Raw genomic sequence first — 23,935 nt, forward strand, 5'->3', positions numbered from 1 at the left:
ATGGTCAGACGCCGCCTCGTCGTTCTCGTGAGCGCCTTGCTGATGATCGCGATCGGCGTGGGCGTGGTGGGCGCGCTCGTCGCGGCCACCCAGAGCGAAGGCGGGCGTGACTGGATTCGCGTGCAGGTGTCGCGCCAACTCGCGCGCGGCGTGCATGGACGGCTGCATCTCGGACGGCTGTCGGGATCATTCCTCACCGATCTCACGATCGATTCGCTGCAGATCACCGACCCTGATGATTCGGTGTTCGTGCGCGCCGGTCGCATTCGCCTGACGTACGATCCGCGCGACTTGCTCGACGGCCGCATTATCGTGCGCTCGGTGAACGTGGAGCATCCGTTCGTGGTGATGCGGCGTGAGAACGACGACCGGTGGAACATGCACAAGGTGTTTCCGCCGCAACCGCCGACGCCGGCGGTGCGCCCACGTCGCGGCACGTTTGGGGCGCTCGTGGTCTTCAACAACGTGCATATTCGCGACGCGCACTTTCAGCTGACGCTGCCGTGGGCGCCGGACGACACGCTCGCTGGCGCGCGACGCGACAGCGCAATCGTCGAGAATCTCGCGCTGCCTGTGCACGAAATCCGACGCGTGACGGTCAAGGGGAAAGCCGGCTTTCAGCGGTCGTGGCATTGGACGGATTGGAATCTCACGCTGAACCGCGCGCGGTTTCGCGAGCCGGATAGCACGGGTCGTGTCTTTGAGATTGCGCGGATGGACATCGTGGAGAACCTGCCGCCCTTTGCGTTCCGCAACATGCGCGGAGACGTGCGATGGGTGGGCGACACCATCTGGGCCAACTTCACGCGCTTCGAACTCCCGCACTCCACAGGGCGCGGGCGCGGTCGGCTCGACTGGGCCGACGGACGCCCCATTCGCTACGACTTTAACATTCACAGCGATTCCACTGGGCTCGAAGATCTGCACTGGATTCACTCGACGCTACCAGCCACGGGCGTCGGTTCGATGGATCTGCGCATCGTGAGTGAGGCGAATCCGCACGTCGTGGATTACGTGATCACCCACATGGATATGCGCACGGCGTCGTCGCGTTTGCGCGGGGCCATGACCTATGGCGTTGGCGCCCCAGTGTTGATTGTGAAAGACGTGGATCTGCAACTCTCACCGCTGGATTTCCGCTTTCTCGAAACACTGAATGGTGGGCCGTTTCCCCAGCCCTGGCGCGGCACGTTCACTGGCACGCTCAAGGGGCGCGGTGGCCCGGTGAACCATTTCCAGGTGGACGACGCGCGACTGGCCTTTGCCGATGCGAATGTGCCCGGTGCGATGACTCGCGCCGTGCTCCGTGGCGAAGTGGATATTCTCTCGGTGAGTCGCGCGAAGTTCCACGGGATGCAGGTGGAGCTCGGGCAGTTTGATTTGCGCACGGCGCAGTTTCTGAATCCTGATTTTCCGAAACTTGCCGGTGTGATTGCGGGTCGTGGGACCCTCGATTCGCTCTGGAACGACGTCCGCGTGCGTGATGCGGACATCACCCACACGGACAGCGACACGGCAACGGTATCGCGCCTCAAGGGCACGGCGCGCCTCTCCTTTGGTGGTGCGCGGATGTCGTTTGAGTTGGAGGCGGCGGCACTGCCGCTCTCGCTGAGCGCGCTCGCACGTTCGTATCCGGCGATTCCGCTGCGTGGCACGATGAACGGGCCGTTGCGACTCAATGGCACGACGGCCGACCTCGCGCTCTCGGCGGACCTCGTGGGGACCTTCGGACGACTGCAGTTTGACGGCCAGTTCGACGCCGAGTCGCCGGGGCGGGCCGCCGTGATTCGCGGCGCGCTTGGTGACTTCGATTTTCAGACGGCACTGCGGAATTCCGCCGTCCCGCGCTCGGACTTCAATGGACGTTTTGCGGTGCGACTTGAAGGGGACTCGCTCGCCAATCTGTTTGGGTCGGCGCAGTTGTTTGCCGATCGCTCGCTGGTGGACAGCGTGCGTATCTATGCCGGTCGCGCGGCGCTACGGTTTGCGGGCGGCGTCGCTCGGGTGGATTCGCTGCGCGTTGAGTCGACGGCGGGACTCCTGACTGCGCGCGGGGCGTTTGGGCTCACCGGCGCTCAGCGTGGCGATTTGCAGTTCGCGGCGGTGGTGGATTCGCTCGGCGGACTGCGCCGCTATCTCGCGTCGAGTTCGTTCGCTGGCGCCGATTCCGCGGTCGCGCTCGTGGACTCCCTCGCCGGGTCTGTTCGTGTGACGGGCACCGTCAGCGGCGGGCTGCCACGCTTTGGCGTACAGGCAGCGGTCGAGGGCGCGACGCTCCGGTTCGGCACAACGAGCACGCGCGCGCTGACGGCGGCTGTGCGTGCCGTGGGCTTTCCGGATTCGGCCACGGGCACGCTCTCGCTCGTCCTCGATACGCTGCGCGCCGGCGGGCTGTCGTTCACGCGCGTCACGGCAACCGCTGGTGTTTCTGGGGATCACCGCACGACGTGGGCACTCTCCGCCGTGACGCCAGACAGTGTCCGGGCGCAGTTGCAGGCGGTCGTTCGGCGCTCGGGTGACACCACTCACGTCTTGGTCGATAGTCTTGCCTTGCGCACCACCGGAAACGCGTGGAAGCTCCAGCGCGTAGCGGCATTCCGGTTTTCGGAGGGCGGATTCGCTTTTGATACACTCGCTCTCGTCGGCGCCAACGGCGGATTTATTGCGTTGCGCGGCAGTGCGCGCGCCGACTCGGCGGTGCTGTTTGATGTGCGTGTGGATGCGGTACCGCTGGCAGATCTTGGCGAGCTGCTCCAAGCGGACACCCCGTTTGGTGGCGTTGTGACGTTGCGCGGCGATGTGCGCGGCACACGTTCGCGGCCGGACCTCCGCTTTACCGGCACCATGACCAAAGCCTCGCTCGGCAACCTGCGCCTGGAATCGGTGAGCGCCGAGGGCCGCTACGCCGATCGTCGGCTCACGACGTCGCTGCAGGTCGGGCGCGCCGGTGCGGTCGCGTTGCGCGCCGAGGCGTCGCTGCCTGTCGATCTCTCGCTCAGTGCGACGGGCGCGCGCTTGCTGGAAGAGCCGCTCACCGCACGCGTGCGTGCCGACAGCGGCGGATTGGTGCTGCTCGAGTCATTCTCGCGCGCGATTGCTGATGCGACCGGCGACATTGTGGCCGACATCGACGTGCGCGGCACGTGGAAGCATCCGCTGGCCAACGGCGCGCTGCGCATTCACGACGGAAGTTTGCGGTTCACGTCGCTCGGTGATGTCACCTTCAAGGACGTCGAAGCCGACATTGCGTTCCTCGGCGATAGTATCGCGCTCCGCGGACTGTCGGCTCGCAGTAATCCCGGCCGAACCGGGTCGGCGCGCCTCGGCGGATGGATCGGCGTGCGCGATGTCGAGAACCCGACGTTCGACCTCAACCTGAGTACGACCACGTTCACCGTGCTGTCGCGGCCAGATGTTGCCGAGCTCGATCTTTCGGGTGAGCTCCGCTTGCAGGGCGCCCGTCGTGCCTCGACGCTCAGCGGCGGATTCACGGTGGACCACGGGGTGATTCCCGTGCCGGAGCTTGCACAGAAACAGGTGATCTCGTTGGATGATCCGGAGTTCTTACACGTGGTGGACACGTCGGCTTTTGACAACCGACGACTCTTTCCGGCGCCGCCCAGCGATTATCTCAACGGCCTCACGATGCGCAACGTGCAGGTGCAAATGGGGCGCGATGTGTGGCTGCGGTCCGAAGAGGCGAACATCAATCTCGGCGGGCGCGTGAATATCACGCGGAGCCGCGGTGAGCGCGGGGTGCCCGCCGATTTTGCGCTCGACGGATCGCTGCAGACCGTGCGCGGAACGTATCGCCTCAACCTCGGTCCCGTGCAGCGGCCCTTTGACGTGGAAAACGGGGAGCTCCGGTGGTTTGGTGACCCCGACTTCCGCAGCGCAACGATGAGCATCAACGCCCTGCACACCGTGCGTCAGTTCAGTAGTGTGGTGGCGCGTCCTGACGTGCGGGTGCGCGTGCACCTCGGGGGCACGCTCCGCGCCCCACTGGCGGAGTTGTCGAGCCCCGATTCGTTGCGTGTGACGAACGGCGACTTGGTGAGTTATCTCGTGACCGGCGGGCCGAGTAATGAAATCGGCGCGCGTGGCGGCGACTACACCTCCACGGCGGCGCGCGTACTGTCGAGTTCGCTGTTTAGCCAACTTGGCGCCAAGGCCACTGGCAGCATCTGTGATGACGCCCAACTCAGTGCGGCGGGGCTCGATGCGTATCAGGGCGGCATTCGGAGTGTTGGCGGCAATATTCTCTCTGGCACGCGGTTCAACTGCGCGAAGCAGCTCAGTGATAAAGCATTCGTGCGGCTGGACGCCGGGCTCTGCCAGGTCGGGCAGCTCGTCGGAGGGACCGCGGGATCGAGCGATCCGCTGACTTTTGCAGACGCCATCGGGCTCAAGTTCGATTACCGGCTCAGTCCCTCGGTGACGCTGTCGGCCGGTATGGACCCGCCAACCAAGGCCGTCCTCTGCACGCCAGAGGCCAATGCGCGCGGTTTTGCGCCCACGCCGCGGCAATACGGCTTTGACCTGTTCCGGATCTGGCGTTTCTGACCGGTTGGGTATTGCGTCGGCGCATCACGCGCCCATTTTCAACTGTATAGTTGTTAGACGCTGAAATCACGTAACAACCGGAAAGCGCTCCCCCATGGCCAGTATTCTCATCATCGACGACGAAGTCGCCATTGCGACGGCCTTCGCAATGTTCTTCCGTCACGACGGCCACCACGTCGTGACCGAGGCGCACACGGGTGCGGATGGGATTGAAGCCTACCGGCGCGTGCGTCCCGACCTCGTGTTGCTCGACGTGCGGCTCCCGGACATGACGGGGTTCGATGTTCTCGCCAAGATTCGCGAGGATAATCCCGTGGTGATCATGGTGACGGCGTACGGCGATGTGCAGATGGCTGTCGATGCGCTCCACAAGGGCGCCGAGAACTTCCTCACCAAGCCGGTCGATCTGAGCCATCTCGCGGCGGCGTCTGAGCGCGCGCTCGAAAAGGCGGTGCTCCGTCGTATGAACCGCTATCTGAGCGAGCGGCGTGGTGGCGGGGCCAATATCATCTTCGGGTCGTCGCCGGCGATGAGCGAGTTGGGTGCGCAGCTTTCGCTGCTCGCGGCGAGCGACCGCACCACGGCGCTCATTGTTGGTGAAAGCGGATCGGGCAAGGGGCGCGTGGCCGAGTTGATTCATGCGCAGAGCCCGCGCGCGACGAAGCCGTTTGTTGAGGTCAACTGCGCGGCGCTGACCGCCGAATCGCTTGAGTCGGAGTTGTTCGGCGTGGAAAGCGGGCCTGCCGGCGCGGGCGGGCAGACCCGCAAGGGACTGTTCGAGATCGCCGACGGTGGCACACTGTTTCTCGACGAAATCGGCGATCTGGATCCGCACCTGCAGCCCAAATTGGTGCGCGTGCTCGAAGGCAAAGGCTTCCGGCGGCACGGCGGCACGGCGGAAATTACGGTTAATGTTCGCTTGATTGCGGCGACGAGTAAGGATCTCGCCAGCCAGGTGGCGGCCGGCCGGTTCCGCGAAGATCTGTACTACCGCCTGTCGGTCATGCCGATCACGTTGCCGCCGTTGCGCGCTCGCTCGCGCGAGGATCTCGTGGAACTCGGGGCGCATCTGCTCGACGAACTGTCGCCCTCACTGCCCAGCGCGCCGTTACAGCTCGCCGATGACGCGCTCGACGCCATTCTGCGCTATTCGTGGCCCGGGAATATTCGCGAACTGCGGAACGTGCTCGAACGCGCCATGCTCATGTCGCGCGGGATGCCGAAAATCGAAGCGCAAGCGCTGCCGCGCGAAGTGGCCGGCGCGACGGGGGCCGATGTCTCGCACCATGTGCCGCGTTCGCTGTCGGAAGTTGAACGGGCGCACATTGATCGCACGCTCAAGGCCAATCAGCACAATCGCACGCATGCCGCGCGTGAACTCGGGATTTCCCGCGCCACACTGATCAAGAAAATCCGCGAGTATGATCTCGCCGAAAAACCGCGCTGAGGCTGAGATGACCACCGACCGCATGGCGTGCCGCTCCTGCGGCAGGGAAGAACGGGCGTCGGAAGGCTACCCGTGCCAGCAGTGTGGCACCTTTATTTGCCAGCTGTGCAACCTGCGCGGCGTCGTCCTGTGCGCGAAGTGCGAAGCCGCCTCGACGGCATCCCCCGGCCGCGCAGACTCCGCTAGCTGACCAGTCCGTGCATGGGCGCCACAGGGGCGCCGATGCGCACGTGCAGCGTGAGTTCAGCGCGCGCGTCACCGTCCACGTCGATGCGCATCGTGTGTGCACCCGCCACCTGGATCGGCAGGTCAATCGACGCGATGACGGGAATATCCAGATCGTACGCCCCGGGCGGCGGCGTCCCGACTTCAAGCTCGCCGGACGACGACCAGATCTCCTCACCGGTGGGGCTTTGCCAGCAGAAGGCCAGTGAGTGCAGGCCGGCATCCTCAGCGTCGGCCTTCAGGCGCACGACGAGCGTGGCCCTCGGGTGTACCGCCGGCAGGCTGCCAATTGATAGCGCATCGAACACGCCGAGGATATTGAGTTTGCCTTCCTGCGAGAGGTTGGCGGCGTCGGCGAAGAGAGCGAAGGAGACATGCATGCCGTAAAGGTACGAACCCGGCGCACCGTTCAACAGCGACCCGCTCGGCCTGCGGGCGATTTGCCCGCAGCACGCAATGTGTCCGCAGGGGTTCCACGAGGGGTTAGTTTTCAACTATGAGCGTACACGCAAAGAGCCAAGTAGCACGACGCGAGGTGCTGGTCACCGAGGCCTTACTGCTGATTATGGTGGTGGTGTGGGGCGTGAACTTTGCCGTGCTCAAGTACGGCACCACCCAGTTCGCACCGCTCGCCTACAACGGCATCCGTATGACTGTCGGGGCCCTTGCGCTGTTGGCAGTGACCTTCTGGTCGCGCGAGCCGCATCCTATACGCGCCGACATTCGGCGCCTGATGGTGCTCGGCGTGCTCGGTCACGGCATGTATCAACTGTTCTTCATCCTCGGCCTGTCGCGCGCGCGCGCCGGTACCGCCTCGCTGGTGGTGGCGTCGAGCCCGGCGATCATTGCGATCGTCGGCCGACTCCTCGGCGTGGAACGCATTTCGCGGCGCGCGGTGATGGGAATCGCGTGCTCGATCACCGGCATTGCGTTCGTCATTCTCGGCTCCGCGGCCACGCACAGCGAAGACGCGAGCGTCGTGGGTGATTTGCTCATTCTGATCTCGGTGGTGTGCTGGTCCTTCTATACGCATCTGATGACGCCGATGCTCTCGCGCGTCAGCGGCCTCCAGATCACCACCTGGACGGTCGTGGGCGGCACGATTCCGATGCTGATGTTCGCCATGCCCGACATCGTCCACGTGCAGTGGTCGCAGGTGGGGCCGCTCGCGTGGGGTGCGGTGTTCTACAGCGGGCTCGCCGCCATGGGGGTCGCGAACCTCTTTTGGTTTCGCGGCGTACGCGTGATCGGACCAACGCGCACCGCCATGTTCTCCAATCTGCAGCCGATTGTGGCCGTGCTCGTGAGTTGGCCGCTCCTCGGTGAAATCCCCACGATGTGGCAGGGCGTGGGCGCGGCGGGCGTGTTGGGTGGCTTGTTGCTGACGCGACAGTCGTCCGCTACCGAACCGGCGCACGGCGAATGAAGATCGCGCTGTTCGACATTGACGGCACCATCCTCTGGTCCCGCGGCGCGGGGCGTCGCTCGATGGAGCGTGCGCTCATGGCGGTGCATGGCGCAGTAGGCGCCCCAGGGTATCGCTACGATGGCAAAACCGATCGGCAGATTGTGCGCGAGTCCATGCGCGACGCGGGTATTCTCGAAGCCGACGTCGATGCTCGCATGGACGAAGTGCTCGATCGCTATTTGACGGAACTCGCCGTGGAGCTTTCGGGCGCCGATCACCAGTCCATGCTCCTTCCTGGCGTAGAAGCCATTCTGAATGAAGTGGAATCTCACGATGGCGTGATGCTGGGCCTGCTCACTGGTAATGTGGCCTCGGGCGCGGAGCAGAAATTGCGTCGCGTGGGTATCGACATCGGGCGCTTTCAAGTGGGCGCGTTCGGGAGCGATCACGAGGTGCGGCATGAGCTCCCCGCCATTGCGCAGGCGCGCGCGAGCGCACGACTCGGTCGCGCTGTCCCTGGTGGTGCGGTGATCGTGATTGGCGATACGCCGAGCGATGTGGCGTGCGCGCAGCCGATTGGCGCCCGCACGATCGCCGTCGCCACGGGGTCGTTTGATGTGCCGGCGCTTGCCGCCTGTCGCCCGACCGCCGTGTTTGCTGATCTTTCCGACACTGCTGCGGTAATGGCCGCAATCCTCAACGATGCGTGAAGTTGAACTGAAGGGCGTTGCAGACGATCCTCACGCAGTCCAGCGTTCCCTTGCTGCTGCGGGCGCCGAGCTCGTATATGAAGGGCGCCTGCGCGACCGACGCTACGACACCGTGGCGCGCGCGCTCATCGCGCGTGACGAAGTGCTCCGCCTGCGCGTGTACGACGGCAAGGGATCCGGCGAGGCGATGCTCGACTGGAAAGGCCCCACGACCTATGCCGATGGCTACAAGGTGCGCGAAGAAATTTCCACCTCCGCCGGCGACGGTGACGTGCTCGCTATGATGCTCGAACGGCTCGGCTACGAGGTGATTCGTGAAATCGATCGCGAGATTGCGCAGTACACCGTGTGTGGTGCGACGGTGCGCATGGAGTGGTATCCGCGGATGGACGTGCTGATCGAGGTGGAAGGGGAGCCGGCGGCGATTGAGGCGGCGATTGCCGTGCTCGGTGTGCCGCGCGCGAACTTTACCTCCGAACGGTTGCCGGATTTTGTGGCGCGTTTTGAGGCGCGCACCGGCCAGCGTGCGGCCATCTGCCAGCGCGAACTCGAGGGTGATTACCGCTACGGGGCGCGCGATGCCTGAGACCATCACGCTGGGGCTCCCGGAGTTCACGCGTGCGTTGCGCGTTTTCGCCACGCGTGCTGCGCTTGGCACGATGGAGCAGCGCGTCTTGTTTGCGCCGTTGTTGGCGGCGCGGGTGTCGGCCTCCAGAGTGAGCGGAGCGGAAGGGCGCATCGCCGCATTTGACGCGACGCGACTACGCACCGCGCTCAATGGCGCCCTGACGGAACTGGCGCTGGCGCGAGAACCGAAGTCGGAGCCTGATCGGCGCGCGGCGCTGGCACGCCTGCACGATGCGGCGGCGCCCACGTTTGCCGCACTGGAGCAACTGCGTGCCGCCGCAGCAGAAGTGCGCGCGGCCAGCAGCGAAGCCGGGCGCGCCAGCTGCTGGCCGCAGTGGACGGCCGCGGTTCAGACGCTATTCACCGCAACCGACGGCATGCTGGCCGAGGTGCTCGAAGGGCGGGAATCGGCGGCGCGTTCGGGGGCGGCGAGCCGCGCGATCGGTGTCGCACTGTTCGCCGTGGGGGCATGCTCGTCGTTGCTCGCGGCACCGCTCAGCGCGCAGCACGTGACGCTGCGTGTGCCGAGTGTGCGAGCGGAGTCGCTCCAGGCGCGCGGGTTTGACGTGGTGGGTGTGGATCGTGGCGACGCATTGGTCGTGGTAGATGCGCGCGAACGCGCGCGACTCGCCGGCCTTGGGTGGCAGGGTGCCGAAGTCCGCAGTCTCAATGCTTTGGCACCGAGCGCGGTTAGCGCGGCGCCATTTCGCGACTACGACGACGCCTCGCGCGGCGTGCGGGCGTTCATTGATTCGCTCGCACGCGTGAACTCGCGCGTCAGCGTGGACACGCTGGGCCTGAGTTACGAGAAACGGCCGATGCTCGCCGTAAAGATTGGCCCGAAGGGCGACAGCCCGTCGCGGCCGAATGTGATTTTTGTGGCGACCTATCACGCGCGCGAGTGGGGCGCGACGGAAACGGCGCTCCGGCTCATCACCTATCTCGCGACCGCGAGCAATGCGCGCGTGGACTCGCTGCTGCAGACGCGCGACATCTGGATTATTCCGGTGGCCAATCCCGACGGCTACCAGTACACCTTCACGGCCGATCGTCTCTGGCGCAAAACGCGCTCGCCGCAGGCCGGTGGTGCCGTCGGTGTGGATATGAACCGCAATCACCGCGCCAGTTGGGGGCTCGACAACGTCGGGTCGTCTAACGATCCCGGCTCAGAAATTTTTCGTGGACCGTCGCCAGCGAGCGAGATTGAGACGCGCAACATCGAGGCGTTCCATACGGCGCATCCGCCGGTGGTTTCGATGAGCTATCACACCTACGCGGGTTTGTTGATGTTCCCGCCAGGCGCCGTGTACGGCGAAGTGCCGGCCGACCTGCCGGCGTATCAGACGCTCGCCGGCACCAACGCGCACCCCGCCGTCAAGGATCGCCTGCAGGGTTCGATGCGCACGTTCTATTCGCCCTCGGAAGCGTGGACGCTGTACACGACGAATGGCGAATACAATGATTGGGCGTCGGCCACCTTTGGTGCCCTCTCGTTCACCACGGAACTCTCGAGTGGCTACAACGTGGCGGGCTACTACGGATTTGAATTTCCGGCCGACACCACGCAACTGCGCACCTTGTTCGACGACAACCTACCCTTTGCGCTCGATCTGATTGAGAGCGCGGGCGACCCGTCGGTGTATGCAAGCCCGAGCACGGCGCAGCGCCCGCGCGCGTTGCGGCTCGAATCGCTCTCGCCCGACATTCGCGTCACCGTGCCCAAGGCAGCGGTCGCCAACGTCACGCTCAGCGCGCCGACGCCGCTCGCGTTTCGCGTGGACAGCACGTCGGGGGCGCGGTATTTCCGACGGCTCATTGCCGGCAGCAGTGCGCGTCCCGCGCACGTGACAGTCAGTGCGTCCGGCCAGTCGGCAGCGTTCACCGCGCTTGGGTATGGCGGTGCCGAAGTGAGCGATACGGGGTGGACCGCCACGTCGTTTGTGCGCGATTCCACTTTCACCATGGCCGGTAAGTATTCATGGCGCACCCCTGGTCGAGGTGAACTCAAATCGCCGGTGTATACGGTGCCGGCGACCGTGGACACGGTGTCGCTCATCTTCTGGACGCGCTACAACGGCAGTGGCTTTGATGAGGCTCCGGCTGGGCTGGTGGAAATGTCCACCGACGGCGGCACCACGTTCTCGCTCGTCGCGCGTATGCAGGGTTTTGGGCCGCTCTATTATCCCGAACAAGTGACCGTCGGCGGTGTGAAGGGGCGCAAAATCCAGTGGCGCTTTACGCCGATTGCCTTGCAGTGGTGGCTCGATGAAATCACCACGGTGGCACACGGCGCCGTGCAGCTCGCACCGGCCGCCACGAGTCTTCCGTTCTTGCCCTCTGAAAACCCGGTCAAACGCAGCGCGGTCTATTTTCAGTGGCCCTTCCCGGGCGCAACGGGTGATCTGCATGCGTATGACATCACGGGGCGCCTGGTGTGGCGCTCCCAGGTGACGCAGGACGGCAACGTGAAATGGGATCTCGCCGCTTCGTCGCTTCCGAACGGCGTCTATCTGGTCGTTGCGCGAAGTGCTGGGAAGGTGCAGCGCCTCAAACTCTTCGTCACGAGGGACGGCCGGTGATCATCGGACTGGGATTCGACCTCGTAGAGATTGCGCGCGTGGAGCGCTTGCTCGCCAATAAGGGGGAGCGCGCGCTCAAGCGTCTCTTCTCCGACGACGAAGTGGCCTACGCCACGGGGCGCGCTCGTCCGGCCATGCACCTCGCGGCTCGGCTGGCGGCCAAAGAAGCGGTATTCAAGGCCCTCTCAGGGAGCGATGATGCTCGGCTGATCGGCTGGCGAGAGGCCGAGGTGGTGCCACGTGAGGGGCATGGTCCGTGGCTGCGGCTGACCGGTCGCGCTGAGGCGCGCGCGGCCGAACTGGGGGTGACCCGCATCCTGCTGACTCTTAGCCACACCGACACAACAGCCGGCGCCGTCGTGGTGCTCAGCGGCCAATAAAGGCCCCCCGCGCTCGGCGGAACGCTGCCGGCGCGGTTCAGTGTGGCGCCGGCGGTGCCCCCTAGTAGCGCGGCGCTGAAGTAGCCGACTAGCTTACTAGTATATGCTATTGAGAACGATTCTCAACGGGCTTTTTGCGCTCGGATTGGTTGGCGCCGCGCCTCGGTCGGAGGGCTCTCAGGAGCCGCCGGCCAAGCGGTTGTCGTCGATCGTTGGTGTTGCCGTTGAGGAGTACGCCAAGGGCATCGACGCGGCCGGCCGACTCATCTCCAGCACGGAGCTTGAAGAAGCCACCGGATTTTTACGCGACGCGCAGGACGTGGCCAAGCGCCTGACTGCGCCGAACGCCGACGCCATCCGACTATTGCTCGATTCCTTGGCCACCGCCGCAGCACGTCACGAAAAGCCGTCGCAGCTGGTGGCCCTCTCCAAGAAACTGACGGTCGCGCTGGGCACCGACGGTGCGCTCGAGTTACCGACGACCACGGTCGACATTGCTCGTGGCCGCGCGATCTTCGAACAGCATTGTATTGAATGCCATGGACCCACCGGTGCGGGCGATGGGCCGAAAGCCAAGGAACTGAATACTGTTCCTGCCGCGATCGGCACCAGCGCCACGATGCATGGTGTTACGCCGGCGTTTGCCTATCGCGTGGTGACGGTGGGCATTGTTAACACGCGGATGGTGAGTTGGTCTTCGCTGCTCTCCTCGGACGAGCGTTGGGCAGCGGTTCGCTACATCACGAGCCTGCGCGCCGACGACAGTGCGCGTCGACATGGCGCGGCGCTACTCAAGGCGCGTTGCGCGCGCTGCGGCACCGCGGCGGCACCAGAAGCCCTCGATTTTTCGTGGCAAGCCGAGCGCAGTGACGACGACATCGCCGCGTCGATTGCCGCTGGCGACCCAGCGGTAGGCGTGAGCGACGGTGCGTCGCTCGCGCCCACGGATGTGGCCGCGCTGATTGCCGCGATGCGCGCCGATGTCACGGTGCGTCAGGCGCAGACCGCCGCGGCCGGCAATGGCCAGCCCGACTCGCGTGATGCCGCGCGTACGACGATTCGCCTGCTCGACGACGCACTCTCCGCAGCGCGCAATGGCCGTGCCGCCGAGGCGGGAGACAAGGCATTCGATGCGTACATCGCCTTTGAGCCGCTCGAAGGACCGGCGCGCATGCGCGATCCGAGTTTCGTGGCCACCATGGAACGGCATTTTGCCGATTTCAAGGGCGCGGTGAAAACGGGCGATCTTGCGACGGCGGCCGCGCAGCGCGCGCTGGTGGAACAAGGCATGCCGCGTATTGTCGAGCTCTCGTCACCGACCAGAACGTGGTGGGGCGTGTTCGTCGAATCGTTCATCATCATTGTGCGCGAAGGCTTCGAAGCGATTCTCGTGATCGGCGCGGTGGTGGCGTTTCTCATCAAGACGGGCAACCGCAAACGCCTCCGTGAAATCTGGATGGGGTCTATTGCGGGTTTGGCGGCGAGCGTGCTCCTCGCCGTCGTGCTCCGCACGGTGCTCAGCGCTGCGCCGGCGAGCCAAGAGATTATTGAAGGCGCCACCATGCTCGTGGCGGTCGTCGTGCTCTTCTCGGTGAGCTATTGGCTCCTCTCCAAGGTGGAAGGCGCCAACTGGCAGAAGTTCATTCGCGACAAAGTGAATACAGCGCTCTCCAAGGGCGGCAGTTCGGCGCTCGCGTTTGTGGCATTCCTTGCCGTATTTCGCGAGGGGGCGGAGACCGCGCTGTTCTATCAGGCGTTATTCACCCGCTCCTCAAACGTGTTGATGCCGGTGAGCGTGGGGCTCCTCTGCGGCTTCGCGGCGCTGACGGTGATCTTCATTCTGTTCTATCGTTTTGGCGTGAAGGTGCCGCTCCGTCCGTTCTTTGCGGTGACGAGCGGCCTGCTCTACTACATGGCGTTGGTCTTTGCGGGGAAGGGGATCAAGGAGCTGCAGGAAGGCAACGCGATCAACCAGACCTGGATTTCCGGCTTTCCGACGATCGACATGCTCGGTATTTATCCGACCGTCGAAACGCTCGTGGCACAGGGCATCTTGATTGCGCTGCTGTTGTTCGCGCTCTGGAAGACCTTTGTCCCGTCGGATGCTGCAGACGATGTCGTGGAGGCGGCTGCCGATTCGCATAGTGCCGCGCCGATTCCGCCGGAACTCGCGGCGCGCCTCGCCGAACTGCAGGCCACGGCCACCCGGTTGCAGGACCGCGTGGCGACCCTCGAGGCCGCGACGAGCGCGGTGGCCGCCGACTCCAACGATCCGACGCGCTCCAGATAGTCGCTCGGCCACGCTAGCATCCGAAAACACGAACAGGGCGAAGCGCACCGCGCTTCGCCCTGTTCGTTGCGCCCTGTTCGCGCTGGACTAGGCCTGCTGGGCCGCCGGCGCGCGCCGCACTGCCATCCACACGAGTCCGCCGGTGGCGAACAGCAGCGCGATCACCTGCGCCATTGTGAGCGGACCAAAAAAGTGGTCGTCCTTGGCGCGGAAAAACTCCACGGTAAACCGCTCGAGCCCAGCCAGCACGCAGTACATGCCGAAGAGCCAGCCGGCCGCGTGCTTGTGAGCGCGAAAGCGCCAGAGCACGGCAAACATCACGAGTCCCATCGCCACTTCAAACAACTGCGTGGGGTACACCGCGACCACGTCGGACAGCGGTTGTCCTTCCAAAGCCTTCACGCCGAACTGCTGCGTGAGGTTCGCGACCGTCGACGGCGGGGCGCCTTCAGGAAACTTCACCGCGAGAAAGCCATTCCACGGGCGGCCATAGTCGTCGCCCACGGCCCAACATCCGCTGCGTCCCACGGCATACGCCGCGGCGAGTCCGATGGCCGTCGCATCGCTGACGCGCGTGAACGTCAGCTTCTTCCATTTGATCACGGCAAAGGTGCCGAGGATACCGCCCACGAGGCCGCCCCAGAACACAAAGCCGCCGCGCGAAAACAGCGTCTCGTGAAAGAGGATCGAATAGTAGAGCTTCGCTCCGAGCAGGCCGCCGACCACCGCCGCCACGGTGAAGTCACCGAACGCCTCTGCCTCCACGGTATGGCCACGGCGGGTCAGCTCAGCAGTTCCGACGATCTGCCCGATCAGAAAGGCCATGAGCATCGCCAGTCCAAAGCCGGTGAGCGGAGGCAGTGAACCGATCTGCACTTCGAATCGGTGGACCGTGACGGAGAGCAACGGATAGAATGGCATGGAGGAATCTTAGGGGGTCGCGCCGCCAAGCGCGATAAGCCCGGGAATCGGGAGCGAGGCGTAGGCGTTGAGATTGTAGTCCGAGCGTTCCCCGCGCTCCAGCCGAAACAACCCGGCGCGGGCAATCATGGCGGCATTGTCGGTCGCCAGCCTCGGTGACGGCGTGTGCACAGTCGCGCTCGCGCCAAGGGTGGTGCGTGCCTTCTCCGTGAGCGCTACGCTGAGCGCACGATTACATGCCACGCCGCCGCCGAGCACAATCCGCGTGCGGCCAAAGGCCGTGGCGGCGCGCACTGTTTTTGCAGTGAGCGTGTCGATGAGTGCATCCTGAAAGCCACGCGCCAAGTGCGGCGCGTCGTCGGCCAGCGTGCCCGCGGCTTCGGCGGCGCGCACCGCATGGAGCAGAGCGGTCTTGAGTCCGCTAAAGGACACATCGTAGTAGTCGGGGTCGCCGGGGCGCTGGCCCCCATTGAGCATGGGGCGCGCAAAGCGATGACGTTTGGCCTCGCCGCGCAGCGCCAGCGCCTCTACGTGCCGACCGCCGGGGTACGGCAGGCCGAGCAACTTGGCGACTTTGTCGAAGGCTTCGCCGGCGGCGTCGTCGCGGGTGGAGCCGAGGAGTTGATATTCGCCCCACGCGGGCACGTCGAGCAGCATCGTGTGCCCACCGCTCACGAGGAGCGCCGTGAATGGCGGCGCAGCCAGCGGGTCGTCGAGCGCGGTCGCAAACAGATGCCCTTCGAGGTGATGCACGCCGAGCACGGGAATGCCGCGCGCGGCGGCCAGTGCTTTGGCGTAGCTCACGCCCACCAACAATGCACCCACAAGCCCCGGCGCGTGCGTGACCGCAATCGCGTCGATCGTGCTCCACTCGGCGCCGGCCTGCTCGAGCGCGTGGCGCACCACCGGAGCAATGGCGGTGAGATGCGCCCGCGACGCGATTTCCGGCACCACGCCGCCGAAGATGGTGTGCACGTCCTGCGAGAGAATCGTCAGCGACTCGAGGCGCGCGTTATCACCGCTGCCGTGTACAACGGCGGCGGAGGTTTCGTCGCAGGAACTTTCGATGCCGAGGACGCGCATACGGATGTGAAGCGGCGGGCGCCGCTACGGGCGCGGTTCGCTGAGCAGTTGCCGAATGAGCGCCTGCTGCGGTTCGGCGGCCCAGTCGGTGGCGGCGAGTTGCCGTTTGCGAATCACGCCGTCGCGCCCAATCACGAAGGTCTCGGGAACACCAGTCGTTTGATACACGGTCTGAATATCGCCAGTCTGATCGTAGAGCAAATCGAAGGTGAGTCCGAGCTGCTTGGCGAAGTCGCGAATCGGCTGTTCCATGCCGGGGTTGTCGATGCTCACGGCCACAATCTTCAATCCCTTCGGTCCAAGTGCGTCGTTGAGCACTTGCATGCTCGGCATTTCACGACGGCACGGTTCGCACCACGTCGCCCACACGTTGAGTAGCACGACTTCGCCCTTGTAGTTGGCGATTCCTCGTGGTTGCGCTGGGCCGCTCAAGACGGTGACGGCTTTGAAGTCCGGTGCTTTGGCGCCCGCTTCGACGGGGCGCACTTCGTCGCCGAAGAGATAGGTCGCGGCGGCGAGCCCGAGGCCGAGAATGGCCACAATGCCAGCCACCATCAGCCATTGGCCTTTGTTGTTCATACCGTCTCCGCGCAGCACGCGCGTAAGGCGGCGATTTCTGCGGCCGGATCTTTGGCCGAGAACACTGCGGTGCCCGCGACGAAGGTATCGGCGCCGGCGCGCCAGCAGGCGGCGATGGTGTCGCGTGTGATGCCGCCGTCTACTTCGAGGAGCGCGCGGCTCCCAGCGGAATCGAGCAGCGCACGTGCGCGCTTGATTTTTTCCACACTGCCTGGGATGAACTTCTGACCGCCAAAGCCCGGGTTCACGCTCATGACGAGCAGGAGATCGAGATCGGCGGCGACATCGCGTAGTGATTCCACTGGCGTGGCCGGATTGATCACCGCGCCCGCGCCGCATCCGAGTTCTTTAATCCGCATCAACTGACGGTGAAGGTGCGGTGCCGTTTCTACGTGAATGGTGAGCATCGCCGCACCCGCTTTGGCAAAGCTGTCGAAGTACTTCTCTGGTTCGACCACCATCAGATGGACATCGAGCGGCAGCGTCGTGAGCGCGCGGCAAGTTTCAATCATTTTCGCGCCGAATGTGAGATTCGGCACGAAGACGCCGTCCATCACGTCTACGTGGAGCCAGTCGGCGCCGCCGGCCTCGAGCATAGCGAGGCCGGCTTTGAGGCGGCCGAAATCGGCGGAGAGCAACGATGGTGCGATGCGAACTTTGGCAGCGGAGCTCATCGGGCGGTGTGCGAGAGGTGAGAGGCGTTAGTTCGAGGCGCGACGCAGGCGGGCGGCAAAGGCGCCATCCGTTCCGTGGAGTTGTGGTAGCACGCGCAGGCGTCCGGCATCGAGCACGGTGGCCGGTACGGCATTCGCGGGTGGTGGTTCGAGGGTGAACTCCGGATGCTCGCCGAGGAACAGTTCAACTTGCGCGTCGTTCTCCTCGATTTCGAGCGAGCAGGTGCTGTACACCAGCAGGCCGCCCGGTGTTACGAGCGATGCTGCCGCGCGCAGAATGGAGCGTTGCGCTGCGGCCATCACGGCGAGGTCGCTCACTTTGAGGCGCCAGCGGGCGTCCGGATGCCGGCGGAAGGTGCCGGTGCCGGTGCATGGGGCGTCGACGAGCACCGCGTCCACCGGCGCAAAGGCGGGGTGGCGCGCGTCGCAGGCGACGGGGAAGACGTTGGTGAGGTCGAGCCGCACAATGGTTTCGCGCAGGCGCTGCAGGCGACTCACGGAAAGGTCGGCGCTGAACACGGCGCTCGCCCGTCGCGAGAGTTCCACCGACTTTCCGCCTGGCGCAGAGCAGAGGTCGGCCACGGTCGCGCCTGCTGGGATGGCCGCGTACTCGGTGACGAGCGTGGCGGCCGGATCCTGCACAAAGAACTGTCCCTGCTGAAATGCGCCCAGTTCGCGGAGCGCGGTGCCCCCGGGAAGCACGAGCGAATCGGTCAGCAGCGGTGAGTCGGTGGTGGTGACGCCGGCGGCTTCGAGTATCGCCTCGAGCTGTTCGCGCACGACGTGCATGGGGCGCACAACTGTTGGCGGCTCGGCGTTGTTCGCGTCGAGCAGTGCCTGCGTGGACTCGGCGCCCCAACGGGCCGCCCAGCGCGCAATGAGCCAGCGCGGATGCGAATGGGTAAGCGCGAGTGCTTCGAGCGGATCGACGGGGAGCGCGGGAGTCGGTTCGTCGCGCTCGCGGTCGAGGCGCCGCAGCACCGCGTTCACGAGTTTGCTGGCCCCAATGCCATGCCGCTCCTTGGCCTGTTCCACGGTTTGGGCGATCGCCGCGTAGGCCGGAACGCTTCCCATATAAAGGAGCTGGTAGGCGCCCAGTCGCAGGAGGTCGGTGAGGTCGGCGTCCAAACGTGCCATGCCGCCCTTGATCCGGTTGTTGAGTAGCAGGTCGAGCCAGCCGCGCCGCCGGAGGGTGCCGTACACCAGTTCTTGGGTCCAGCGTCGGTCGCGCGGGTCCAGGGCGCTGACCCGCTGGTCAAAGGACGCGTCGAGCACCATATGCTGCCGCAGGTCGGCAAGAATGCCGGCGGCGACGACACGGGCGTCGGTGACTTGAAAGCGGGTGGACGGCGAAGGCATTATTTATATAAGTAGTGGCTGGACTGAAGATAGCGATGCCGGGGGCCCTCCGGCGACCCGTATAGACCATTCTGGCAGCTGGCGAAGCGCTCCCGGGGTCTCCGAATGTGACCCCAACTGGCGTTCGCACGTCAAACGATGGAGAATCCTTAAGTGCTGCCCCCCGCGGCCCGTCGCTGACGCTACCTGCGACTCGATGGTACAGGGCGGGGTAATCGTTGAATTCAGGAGTTCGTGATGCATCGTAGCCATCTTGCCGCGAAGGGATTCCGGATAGTCGCCGCACTCGGCGTCTTTGCCGCTTTGGGTTGTATCGATCACTCGACGACCGGCCCATCGCAGGTGAAAAACGCGGATCTTGCGGTGCGGTTGCTGCTGCTCAATGGAAATAGCCAGACGGGCGCGGTGTCGTCTGCCTTGCCGACGCCGGTAACCGTTCGGGTGTTGGATGCGAATGGCATCGGCGTCAGAGGCGCGACGGTCACATTCGCGGTGCGCGTGGGCGGAGGACGTGTGTCGGCTCCCACGGCTCAGTCCGACAGTGTTGGCAATGCGGTGACGCTGTGGACGCTCGGGGCCTCCCCTGGTGCCAATCAGCTCACCGCCATTCTGACCACAAAGGCGATTCTAGATAGCGTTGTTATCTCTGCGAGTGCCGTCGCCGGAGGCCCCGCGAATCTATCGGTGATCGGTGGTGATCGTCAGTCGGCCATTCCGGGCGCGAAACTCCCGACGCCGATTAGCGTGCGGGTCAGTGACGCCTTGGGAAATGGTGTCGTTGGCGTCAGTGTCGGGTTTGCCATCGCTGCGCAGAACGGCGGCGGATCGGTGTTGCCCGAAAGCGCGGTGACTGACGGGACTGGCGTTGCCACGACTGCATGGACGCTTGGATCGAACTTTGGTGTGCAAACGCTTACCGCCACGGTGTCTGGACTTACCCCGGTGACGATCAGCGCGATTCCTGCTGGCTTTCCGTCGAGAATCCGAGTCGTGAGCGGCAATGGTCAAATCGGCCGCTCAAGCAACGTGCTCGTCCAGCCGCTCATTGTGAACGTCACGGATGCGGCCGGCAGTCCGGTGGCCGGCGCCCAGATCAAGTGGACGCAGGGTGCTGGAAACGCTGACGGCTATGTTGCGCCGTCTCCGGCTACCACCGATGCCACGGGTAATGCGTCGGTGCTCTGGACACTCGGCGGAAATCTGACGTCATCCGTGCTGACGGATACGGTGTTCGCTTCGCTCGAGGATGCCCCGTCGCTTGGCTCCATCGCCTTCACGGCGAGTGCGCGTCCGCAGCCGCGGATTCGCTTTATCCGTGGCACGACTACGGGACAGCCGGCTGGCACTCAGCTGGATACCACGGGCACGACACTGTCAGATACGTTGGTCGTGCAGGTGTATGATCCGTCGACGAATACTGGTATTCAAGGGACGACCGTCACGTGGGCGCCGCAGGCGGGCGATGCCACCGACGGCAAGTCCGTGAACTCTGTGGTGACCACGGACAATCTCGGGTACGCAAAAAATAGGTGGTTGCTCCGCTCGAACTCCGGTAATGCGATTCCGCCGAGTTCGGTCGCCAAGCGAATGATTGCGACGGCCGCGGGGATTGGTGACGTGGAGTTCCGCGCGCGAGTGTACCCTGGTCAGGCGGTCGCTCTCAGCTTGAGTCTGCCCACATTGCTCCGAAAGGACTCAACGACATCTGTCACGGCGACGCTCAAGGATGCGAATGGAAATCTCATTTCTGGCGCCACCATCGTCTGGACGTTGTCGGGTCAGATTGCGAGTCCGGCGAGTCCCGCCACCGGCGCCGAAACGGGAGCTGACGGTACCTCCACCCTTGTTCTGACGTGGGCAGGCGCGGCGGGATCGGCTAACGTGAAGGTGACCGCATCGACGACGGTGACAGGCCCATACCCTGTTAGCACCTCAGTCTCTGTGACGCGAAGTTTCGCGATCACTCCTTAGCGACCGCAGTACCACCGCATAGCAAAACGGGCCGCCCCATTGGGCGGCCCGTTTTGCTATGCGTGATGACGGACTTGCGCCAACGCTCTGGCGCCGTAGCGCTACACCAGCATTTCCCCAACCGCCACCCCCCGCCCCCGCGCCCACTCCGCCGCCGCAAGCCGCTTCCGCCCTGCCGGATGCACATCACTAATCCGCACCGCGCCGGCTCCACACGCTACCACAATTCCCTCGCCGTCGGCCTCCAGCACCGTCCCAGGAGCCCCCGAGAGCGCTTCAAGCACCTTCGCCCCATAGCAGCGCACTTCGAGCGCTCCCAGCGTCGTCCACGCGCCAGGCTTGGGGTCGTACGCACGGATCGCCGCCTGCACGGCATTCGCCGGCAAGTCCCAGTGAATGCGCGCGTGCTCGCGTTCAATCTTCGGCGAGTATGTGGCGGCCGCTTCGTCCTGCGGCGTTTCGGTAGACTGCCCTACGCTGATCAACACCAGCGCCTCGACAATCGCCGCCGCGCCAAGTTCGGAGAGACGCAGTTGTAACTCGCCGGCTGTTTCCTCGGGCGCGATCGGTGTGGTAAGCGCGAGCACCACCGGCCCAGCATCGAGCCGCTCCACCATCCGCTGCACCGACACGCCGCTCACCGCGCAGCCGTCGCGCACCGCCGCTTGAATGGGCGCGGCGCCGCGATAGTGCGGGAGCAACGACGCGTGAATGTTGAACGTGCCAAACGGCGGCAGATCAATCACCTCGCGCGGCAGAATATGACCATAGGCCACCACGACGCTCACGTCGGGCTCGGCGGCGCGCAGGGCTTCTACAAACTCAGCCCCGCGCGGGCGCTCGGGCTGCAGCACGGGGATCCCTTCTTCGAGCGCAATCTGCTTGACGGGCGACGGCTCGAGTTGCGAGCGCGAGCGTCCGCGTGGACGATCGGGCTGCGTGACCACCACCACCACGTCGTGCCCCTCGCCGATCAGCGCGCGGAGCGCGGCCGTCGCGAACTCGGGAGTACCGAAGAAGGCGATGCGCACGCTAGAGCCGCTCGTCGTCGTGCGCGGGGTCGTCGTCATCGTGCACTTCTTTCGAAATATCGCGCACGAAGTTCGGATACTGATCCTTCTCGGCGTCCCACAGCGCCATCACCTTTTGCCGCTTGAGAAAGCTCAGGTGATCAATGAACAGCTTGCCGTGCAAGTGATCGATCTCATGCTGCATGCACACGCCGAGGAGTTCCGTCCCTTCAATCTCGACGGTGTGGCCGTCGCGATTCATCGCACGCACTACCACACGCTTGCTGCGCGTGACGTCGCCGTAAATCTCGGGAATCGACAGGCACCCTTCTTCCCACTTGAGGGTGCCTTCGCGTTCGATGATCTCGGGGTTGATCAGCACGTGCGGCTGGCCATCCACCTCAATCACCGCCACGCGCTCCGTGCGCCCCACCTGCGGCGCGGCGAGTCCCACGCCGCGTGCCGCGTGCATCGTCTCGAACATATTGTCGATCAACGCCTGCAACTCGGGCGTGATGGCGTCCACGAGCACCGTCTCCTCGCGGAGCACGGGATCGCCGAGGACACGAATGCCAAGCAACGGCATCAGTCTTTCGCTTCGCTCGGGTTGGAGCCGAGCACTTTGGCAATGCGGCCGCGCTCGACAATGACCTTCGACTCACCGGTCCGGATGGTGATGCGGTCATCCAGCGTTTTGGCGGAGTTACCGTCCTTCATTCCTTCCTTGATGTGCACCACTTCGCCCACGAGTCCGCCGGCGGTGACAATCTCATCACCCTTATGCAGGCCGAGCAGCGCGGCTTCGTGCTGTTTGCGCTGCTTCTGCTGCGGGCGGATCATCAAGAAGTAAAAGATCGCGAAGATCGCCCCGAACTGGACGAGCATCACGTACATGCCGTTATTGCCAGCCTGAGCGGCTGCGGCCTGAGCGAAGATCGGGAGAAAAGCGTGCATGGTCAGTCGGCTTTGGAGTGGTAGCGTTCGAGCCAGTCGCGGCTCCACGTGTCGAATGTCCCGGTGCGAATTGCCTCTCGGGCACGGCGCATCAGGGCGATGAGGAAATGTACATTGTGCAGGCTCAGAAGGCGCAGGCCGAGGATCTCTTCCGTGGCCACGAGGTGCCGAATATAGGCGCGGGAGTAGCGGCGACAGGCGGTGCAGCCGCATTCGGCGTCGAGCGGGCCTGCGTCCTCGCGGAACCGGGCATTCTTCATGTTGATGCGCCCGTCAGCGGTGAACGCCGCACCGTTGCGCCCCATGCGGGTGGGTGCCACGCAGTCGAATAGGTCAACGCCGCGGGCCACGCCTTCCACGAGATCTTCGGGAAAGCCCACGCCCATCAGGTAGCGCGGGCGGTCGCGGGGAATCGCGTCGTCGCACACCTCAATCATCTCGTACATCGCAGGCTTCTCTTCGCCCACCGAGAGCCCGCCAATGGCGATGCCGTCCCACGGACCAGCGGACGCAATCGACGTGGCCGCCGCGCGCCGTAGATCGGCATGAATCCCACCCTGCACAATCGGAAAGAGCGTTTGTCGCGGGGCGTTCGGGTCCAGATGCAGGCGGTCGAACTCCACTCGGCAGCGCTCGAGCCACCGGAGGCTGCGTTCGCTGGCGTCGAGGCTCGCCGAGTGTTCGCTCTTCCCTGGAATCACGTGATCGAACTGCATCACGATGTCGGCGCCGAGGTTGGTCTCAATCTGCATCACCGACTCGGGGGTGAAGTGCCGCGCCGAGCCGTCGATATGTGATTTGAAGCTCACTCCGTCTTCTGTGACCGCATTGAGCGCGGCCAGCGAGAACACCTGAAAGCCGCCCGAGTCGGTGAGAATCGGGCCGTCCCATGCAGAAAAACGGTGCACGCCGCCGAGTCGGCGCACGAGATCGTCGCCGGGCCGAAGGTGCAGGTGATAGGCATTCGCGAGAATAATCTGCGCGTGCATGGTGCGCAGTTCGTCGGGGTCGAGCGCCTTGACCGTGGCGAGCGTTCCCACCGGCATAAACACCGGCGTCTCCACCGCGCCGCGAGGCGTGTGGAGAACTCCGGCGCGGGCGCGGCCGGCGGTGTGTTGAATGTCGAACGAAAAAGTCATGAGAATGTCGAAAGGC

The 23,935-nt window shown here is 64.8% G+C and carries 19 protein-coding genes; 9 read left to right on the plus strand and 10 right to left on the minus strand.

Going from position 1 to position 23,935, the window contains the following annotated elements:
- The gene (locus NTZ43_11305) at positions 1–4,563 is read left to right on the plus strand and encodes a translocation/assembly module TamB domain-containing protein (protein MCX5767799.1); all 4,563 of its coding nucleotides are present in this window, start codon (positions 1–3) and stop codon (positions 4,561–4,563) included.
- A gap of 94 nt (positions 4,564–4,657) precedes the next feature.
- The gene (locus NTZ43_11310; protein ID MCX5767800.1) at positions 4,658–6,010 is read left to right on the plus strand and encodes a sigma-54 dependent transcriptional regulator; all 1,353 of its coding nucleotides are present in this window, start codon (positions 4,658–4,660) and stop codon (positions 6,008–6,010) included.
- Positions 6,011–6,192: 182 nt separating this feature from the next.
- Here NTZ43_11310 and NTZ43_11315 read toward each other — a convergent pair whose 3' ends face one another.
- On the minus strand, positions 6,193–6,615 hold the full coding sequence (locus NTZ43_11315) for a hypothetical protein (GenBank protein ID MCX5767801.1): 423 nt from the start codon (positions 6,613–6,615) through the stop codon (positions 6,193–6,195).
- Between the two features lie 116 nt (positions 6,616–6,731).
- On the opposite strand from NTZ43_11315, the gene NTZ43_11320 reads away from it, so the two are divergent.
- From NTZ43_11320 to NTZ43_11345, 6 genes are all read left to right on the plus strand, one after another.
- Complete coding sequence (locus tag NTZ43_11320; protein ID MCX5767802.1) at positions 6,732–7,661, plus strand: EamA family transporter; 930 nt, start codon at positions 6,732–6,734, stop codon at positions 7,659–7,661.
- On the plus strand, positions 7,658–8,353 hold the full coding sequence (locus tag NTZ43_11325) for a haloacid dehalogenase-like hydrolase (protein ID MCX5767803.1): 696 nt from the start codon (positions 7,658–7,660) through the stop codon (positions 8,351–8,353). The genes NTZ43_11320 and NTZ43_11325 overlap by 4 nt, the downstream gene beginning before the upstream one ends.
- The gene (locus NTZ43_11330) at positions 8,346–8,939 is read left to right on the plus strand and encodes a CYTH domain-containing protein (GenBank protein ID MCX5767804.1); all 594 of its coding nucleotides are present in this window, start codon (positions 8,346–8,348) and stop codon (positions 8,937–8,939) included. The genes NTZ43_11325 and NTZ43_11330 overlap by 8 nt, the downstream gene beginning before the upstream one ends.
- Positions 8,908–11,559: a M14 family zinc carboxypeptidase gene (locus NTZ43_11335; protein ID MCX5767805.1), complete on the plus strand. Its 2,652-nt coding sequence runs from the start codon at positions 8,908–8,910 to the stop codon at positions 11,557–11,559. The genes NTZ43_11330 and NTZ43_11335 overlap by 32 nt, the downstream gene beginning before the upstream one ends.
- A complete protein-coding gene (gene acpS / locus NTZ43_11340) occupies positions 11,556–11,939 on the plus strand; it encodes a holo-ACP synthase (protein MCX5767806.1) in 384 nt (127 codons plus the stop codon). The genes NTZ43_11335 and acpS overlap by 4 nt, the downstream gene beginning before the upstream one ends.
- A gap of 103 nt (positions 11,940–12,042) precedes the next feature.
- Positions 12,043–14,229 carry an FTR1 family protein gene (locus NTZ43_11345; protein MCX5767807.1) on the plus strand — a complete coding sequence of 729 codons (2,187 nt, stop codon included), beginning with the start codon at positions 12,043–12,045 and terminating at the stop codon, positions 14,227–14,229.
- A gap of 87 nt (positions 14,230–14,316) precedes the next feature.
- On the opposite strand, the gene NTZ43_11350 is transcribed toward NTZ43_11345, so the two are convergent.
- Genes NTZ43_11350 through rsmB form a run of 5 tightly spaced genes read right to left on the minus strand, consistent with a single transcriptional unit; the run spans position 14,317 to position 18,845 of the window.
- Positions 14,317–15,150: a prolipoprotein diacylglyceryl transferase gene (locus NTZ43_11350; GenBank protein ID MCX5767808.1), complete on the minus strand. Its 834-nt coding sequence runs from the start codon at positions 15,148–15,150 to the stop codon at positions 14,317–14,319.
- A gap of 9 nt (positions 15,151–15,159) precedes the next feature.
- Positions 15,160–16,233 carry a tRNA (adenosine(37)-N6)-threonylcarbamoyltransferase complex transferase subunit TsaD gene (tsaD, locus tag NTZ43_11355; protein MCX5767809.1) on the minus strand — a complete coding sequence of 358 codons (1,074 nt, stop codon included), beginning with the start codon at positions 16,231–16,233 and terminating at the stop codon, positions 15,160–15,162.
- Between the two features lie 24 nt (positions 16,234–16,257).
- On the minus strand, positions 16,258–16,812 hold the full coding sequence (locus NTZ43_11360; GenBank protein ID MCX5767810.1) for a TlpA disulfide reductase family protein: 555 nt from the start codon (positions 16,810–16,812) through the stop codon (positions 16,258–16,260).
- Positions 16,809–17,486 carry a ribulose-phosphate 3-epimerase gene (rpe, locus tag NTZ43_11365; GenBank protein MCX5767811.1) on the minus strand — a complete coding sequence of 226 codons (678 nt, stop codon included), beginning with the start codon at positions 17,484–17,486 and terminating at the stop codon, positions 16,809–16,811. The genes NTZ43_11360 and rpe overlap by 4 nt, the downstream gene beginning before the upstream one ends.
- 27 nt (positions 17,487–17,513) lie before the next feature.
- The gene (rsmB, locus tag NTZ43_11370) at positions 17,514–18,845 is read right to left on the minus strand and encodes a 16S rRNA (cytosine(967)-C(5))-methyltransferase RsmB (GenBank protein ID MCX5767812.1); all 1,332 of its coding nucleotides are present in this window, start codon (positions 18,843–18,845) and stop codon (positions 17,514–17,516) included.
- A gap of 237 nt (positions 18,846–19,082) precedes the next feature.
- Between rsmB and NTZ43_11375 the strand changes: the two genes are divergently transcribed.
- Positions 19,083–20,816, plus strand: coding sequence for an Ig-like domain-containing protein (locus NTZ43_11375; GenBank protein ID MCX5767813.1), 1,734 nt, complete (start codon positions 19,083–19,085; stop codon positions 20,814–20,816).
- Positions 20,817–20,917: 101 nt separating this feature from the next.
- Here NTZ43_11375 and fmt read toward each other — a convergent pair whose 3' ends face one another.
- From fmt to tgt, 4 genes are read right to left on the minus strand one after another with little or no spacing between them, the layout of a single operon-like run.
- Positions 20,918–21,886, minus strand: coding sequence for a methionyl-tRNA formyltransferase (fmt, locus tag NTZ43_11380; protein ID MCX5767814.1), 969 nt, complete (start codon positions 21,884–21,886; stop codon positions 20,918–20,920).
- A complete protein-coding gene (gene def, locus NTZ43_11385; protein ID MCX5767815.1) occupies positions 21,849–22,412 on the minus strand; it encodes a peptide deformylase in 564 nt (187 codons plus the stop codon). The genes fmt and def overlap by 38 nt, the downstream gene beginning before the upstream one ends.
- Entirely contained in the window at positions 22,412–22,780 is a 369-nt protein-coding gene (gene yajC / locus NTZ43_11390; GenBank protein ID MCX5767816.1) for a preprotein translocase subunit YajC, read from the minus strand. Before yajC ends, def begins: the two co-directional genes overlap by 1 nt.
- A 2-nt stretch (positions 22,781–22,782) precedes the next feature.
- Positions 22,783–23,919, minus strand: coding sequence for a tRNA guanosine(34) transglycosylase Tgt (tgt, locus tag NTZ43_11395; GenBank protein MCX5767817.1), 1,137 nt, complete (start codon positions 23,917–23,919; stop codon positions 22,783–22,785).
- Positions 23,920–23,935: the final 16 nt, after the last annotated feature.

This window comes from Gemmatimonadota bacterium (assembly GCA_026387915.1).
In the GTDB taxonomy this organism is placed as follows: Bacteria; Gemmatimonadota; Gemmatimonadetes; order Gemmatimonadales; family Gemmatimonadaceae; genus Fen-1231.